At 36.6% G+C, this 4,166-nt stretch carries 6 protein-coding genes; all 6 read right to left on the reverse strand.

The genetic code is table 11. The annotated features are described in order from the left end of the window. Positions 1 to 278 precede the first annotated feature (278 nt). Positions 279 to 551 (reverse strand): DUF4190 domain-containing protein, encoded by a 273-nt coding sequence (locus tag AWV70_RS11200; RefSeq protein ID WP_060207079.1) that lies wholly within the window; start codon positions 549 to 551, stop codon positions 279 to 281. Positions 552 to 719: 168 nt separating this feature from the next. Next, a complete protein-coding gene (locus AWV70_RS11205) occupies positions 720 to 1,343 on the reverse strand; it encodes a DJ-1/PfpI family protein (protein WP_060207081.1) in 624 nt (207 codons plus the stop codon). A gap of 116 nt (positions 1,344 to 1,459) precedes the next feature. Beyond that, positions 1,460 to 2,245 carry an alpha/beta fold hydrolase gene (locus AWV70_RS11210; protein WP_060207083.1) on the reverse strand — a complete coding sequence of 262 codons (786 nt, stop codon included), beginning with the start codon at positions 2,243 to 2,245 and terminating at the stop codon, positions 1,460 to 1,462. 90 nt (positions 2,246 to 2,335) lie between these two features. Continuing rightward, the gene (locus AWV70_RS11215; protein WP_060207085.1) at positions 2,336 to 2,728 is read right to left on the reverse strand and encodes a hypothetical protein; all 393 of its coding nucleotides are present in this window, start codon (positions 2,726 to 2,728) and stop codon (positions 2,336 to 2,338) included. 21 nt (positions 2,729 to 2,749) lie between these two features. Then, entirely contained in the window at positions 2,750 to 3,616 is an 867-nt protein-coding gene (locus AWV70_RS11220; RefSeq protein ID WP_060207087.1) for a GNAT family N-acetyltransferase, read from the reverse strand. Between the two features lie 285 nt (positions 3,617 to 3,901). After that, the gene (locus AWV70_RS25340) at positions 3,902 to 4,030 is read right to left on the reverse strand and encodes a phosphoglycerate mutase family protein (RefSeq protein ID WP_160327653.1); all 129 of its coding nucleotides are present in this window, start codon (positions 4,028 to 4,030) and stop codon (positions 3,902 to 3,904) included. Between the last annotated feature and the right edge of the window lie 136 nt (positions 4,031 to 4,166).

Raw genomic sequence — 4,166 nt, forward strand, 5'->3', positions numbered from 1 at the left:
GCTTTGGACGGTAAATGGCTTGCTTTGGACGCAGGGTGACTTACTTTGGACGTGAAATGGCTTGCTTTGGACGCAGGGTGACTTACTTTGGACACAGGATGTCGATTGAAGATCACTTGCTAGGATTTTTAATCACTTACCAGGACTTATGATCACTTCACGAGATTTATGATCACTTCTCGGGATTCCTCTTTTAATTCAATTTCCTGAACTGTTTTTTGTGATCAATCATCATTGCAAGCACAAGCATTTGGTCTTCTCTAGCTTCAGCCCCTGAACTAACTTACAGTAGTTAGAGAAAAGAAAGCGATAATAGCCACTATCGCAAATGTTTGAATGACAATCCCAACTATACTGCAAATTAACCCGGAAGTAGCTAAAGCACCGCCACTTTCATTAGTTCTCTCAATTTCTTTTGTCGCTTTCCTCGAAACTACAACTCCTATCACACCAAGTATGAAACCTAAATAGGGCAGTAGGATTGAAAGCACACCAAAAGTTAACGAAATTACCGATTTACTGTTTGTTTGCGTTTTTTCAGCAACATGCATTTCTTTTTCCACCTCATTTGTATTGTAGTCTGTTTTTATGAAAGAGAGATCTCCAAGTACATTTATTTACTATACTCAATGCACCACGCAAAAGCGTAAGCAATGATCAGTTTTATGTAGGATACCGATTGTTCCTTGTTAACTCCTCTACCCCATTAGCAAAATAATTTATTGGACAAATTCAATAGTTTTAGCGGTTCTTTCAGCAGTAGTTTTCCCCATAATTTGCTCAACGAGATATAATGCCATGTTAATTCCAGAAGAAACTCCTCCAGAAGTTATCAGATTGCTATCATGTACAACTTTGCTGTCTGATACCACATGAATATCTGGATATTTTTCTTGTAATACTTTTAATGCTAAATGGTGAGTCGTTGCCTTCTTTCCATCCAACAAACCTGTTTCTCCTAATATATATGCTCCCGTACAAACTGAGCATATATATTCAATACTGCTATGTGTAAGAATCCAATCTCTTATTTTTCGGTTTTTAACAACTGATTGGACTGCCCTTAATGGTCCACCTGGAATTATTAGAATATCTAGTTCAGGACAATTATCAATACTAAAATCAGGTACTATCTTTATCCCTGAATGGGTTTCTATTTGAGTTCCAGTGTCTGTAATAGTTAATACTTCAAAAGGTCTCGTGGGCAACAAATTCTTTTTGTAAAGGGTAAATGCTTGCTCAGCTTTATTATTAGCTGTTAATGATAATACTTCGGCTGGACCAGCAAAATCTAAAACATCGACAAAATCAAAAAGTAAAATTCCCACTTTTCTCTTTTTCATTATTCTATCTCCTCTATCAAAACATTTACTTGAGCATAGTCTTAAACGTCTATATTTGAGATTAGCAATCTTCTTTAAAGATAATTACTACTTTCAGGCAAGTTTTCACCCGCTCATCAATCATCAAGTCTATCTAACCAGTTAAGAACCAATGCGTTGAATACATCTGTTTGTTCGATCTGTAAGTTGTGACCAGCCATATCAAGCACGGCAAAAGTTGCTCTGGGGTAATCTTCAATTAGTCGCCACGCATCGTTGTATCCGACAACATTGTCCTGACGTCCTGTAATAATTAGCGTAGGATGCTCAAATTCAGTAGAAATATCGAAGGTAAAGCCATATCCATTTTGACGAATTTCGTTTGTGAATTCATAGTTTGTTTGTTTAGAAGGAAGTAAAATTTCATTTCGAAACCTCTCCCATTCAGTCTTACCTTGCACTACCCCCATGGCGCAAAACGCTTCAGCATCCTCTGTAGACAATTCCGATATCAAGTTGCTATCTCTTTTTAGAACAGACTGCTTGGGTACTTCCCTTTCATCAAATTCGGGTATCGTCATTGGTGCCATCAGCAGTAATCCATGAACCTGATCCTGCCGTAAACGGACTATCCCTCTCGCAATATAACCGCCATATGAGTTACCGCAAACAACAAACGGTTGACCAGGGATAATCTCGTCCAACAGACGTACTACCGCTTCTAAAATATCATCAGAATTCTTAATAGAAGGATGTGACTTGGATTGCCCCATTCCTGGCAAGTCTATATATATCCTCTTCCAACCGCTACGTTTCTCGAATAACGGCTCCATCGCATGAAACATCACTTGATGATCAAGCGACCAACCGTGCAACATGACGATTGGAAAGCCCTCTCCCATTTCTTTGTAGTAAATCGCCATGTATTTGTTTCCCCTTTTCTTGTAAACTAGATGCTTATAGAGAGAAGAGATTTCCACTATTTTTCTTCCTCGTAAACTATACACATATCATCACTTATTTCTTAACTCAAAACTTTCGCTTGTATCGTTCCATTCCACTTTTATAACTAACTCATCGTTAGCACTCGTGGAGGGACTATTAGAACTTAATGATTTGCGGTGATATAAGCCTTCTTGATTTAACGTAGCATTATTCGCACCGAAATCTACTACTCCATTATTTTTTGATTCTACATAATACCGAAAAGTGTCAATTTCCTCTGAGTTAATTCTTTTGTACTCAAGCCGAATTTGATAATTTTCTTCTCCATTCATTTGAAGAACGGTTACTTCAGCTAACCAATTCTCACCTTCTCCAACAAATGTTATGTCATCCTTGTTCATTAGGCATGCAGATAACAGGGACACAAGAAGTACGATGAGAACAAATGATTTTCCCTTCATATAAGTTCTCCTTTGCTATCCTTAACCAAAGATTTGCGCAGCAATAGCAAATAACTTTTTATTTCTATATGGCATTTTACTGGAATTCTTTATCATTAATGGAGGATTACTAACTTCTCTAAATCCACTTTTCTCTAAGAATAACATTAACTCTTCATTATTTGATGGCACATCAATTCTTATCCTTCCTTGATAATTACGAACCAACCCATCTATTAGTAAAGCAGCGGTTTGTGGATCTGGTGCTACAATAGGTCCTACCAATAGATTAATTGGGCCTAAGATGGATAACGCAAAACCAATTATTTTTCCCTTTAGATCTCTAACTACCAAACATTTTTTTGATTGATTGATCCTGTTAAGAAGAAATTTTCTTCTCTTATCACCAAAAGCAGCTGAATCTAGTTCAATAATTTCCTCAATATCATTTTCACAGTACTCTTCTATAGTTATTACTCGATGAATAAACAATTCAGTCGGAATATAATTATCACTTAAATACTTATGCACATGATCGACAACATTAAACCCCAAACTTTCATATAAAGGTCGACCATCTATAGTTGAAATTAACATTATTGAAGTATTTTGAGAAACACTGTTTATGCATTTCTGTGTAGTTTTTTTCCCTAAGCCTAAACCTCGATATTCTTCATTTACAATTACCATGCCAACTGAAGCTAATTCAGTATCATAAGGTATTATTGCTGCACTTGAAACAATTTTCCCCACAGCATTTTTATGTCCATATATTTTACCGGACGACATAACAGTTCTAATTTCGTGTTCATCATAATCCCAACCAACTGATGCAGAAAGTTCTATTAAACCTAAGACATCTTGTTTATCAAATTCCACTAAATCTAATGTTTTACCGTCTTCACGCATATGAAATCCCTCTTTTAATAGTTACTAGCATTTTTTATTTTTAACATCGAGTTGGCATTTAAGTGATCTTTCAAGTTTTCAACCGAATGATAATAAACAATGTCGCAAGCTGTTATATCTACCAACTGCAGATCCTACTATAAAACTCTCACCAGCTTGAAATTCGCGATAATATAAATCAAATCCGATTTTCTTGCAGTGGTCTTGCCCAACGATCTCCGCTGTTTGTGACTCTCAATAAGTCAGATGAATACAGGATGAAATCTATTTTCTCTACCAAACCTTTTATTTCTTCCCAATCATTTCTGCTTGTTTTCTACCCAACTCAGTTAGAGGAGTATCTGTACAACCTCCTGACTTAGTATTTACCTGATGCTCCGATTGGCAATGCTGGATCAAGATTATGTTGCTCACCCCAATCCCCCCTACTAGTCATCTTCATCCTATAACACCATGCAAAAACACCTTCGAATAAACACTTGTTAAGTGAACAATCGAAGGTGTTACTATTATGGTCCGACTCCCAATATCCCTATAGCAGCAAGCGAGA

The organism is Sporosarcina koreensis, from assembly GCF_001531445.1.
GTDB lineage: Bacteria > Bacillota > Bacilli > Bacillales_A > Planococcaceae > Sporosarcina > Sporosarcina koreensis_C.

Bases quoted from the DNA above. Each gene is read 5' to 3' on its own strand.
- AWV70_RS11210 (WP_060207083.1), bottom strand. From the start codon at position 2,245: ATGGCGATTTACTACAAAGAAATGGGAGAGGGCTTTCCAATCGTCATG.
- AWV70_RS11205 (WP_060207081.1), bottom strand. From the start codon at position 1,343: ATGAAAAAGAGAAAAGTGGGAATTTTACTTTTTGATTTTGTCGATGTT.
- AWV70_RS11215 (WP_060207085.1), bottom strand. From the start codon at position 2,728: ATGAAGGGAAAATCATTTGTTCTCATCGTACTTCTTGTGTCCCTGTTA.
- AWV70_RS11220 (WP_060207087.1), bottom strand. From the start codon at position 3,616: ATGCGTGAAGACGGTAAAACATTAGATTTAGTGGAATTTGATAAACAA.
- AWV70_RS11200 (WP_060207079.1), bottom strand. From the start codon at position 551: ATGCATGTTGCTGAAAAAACGCAAACAAACAGTAAATCGGTAATTTCG.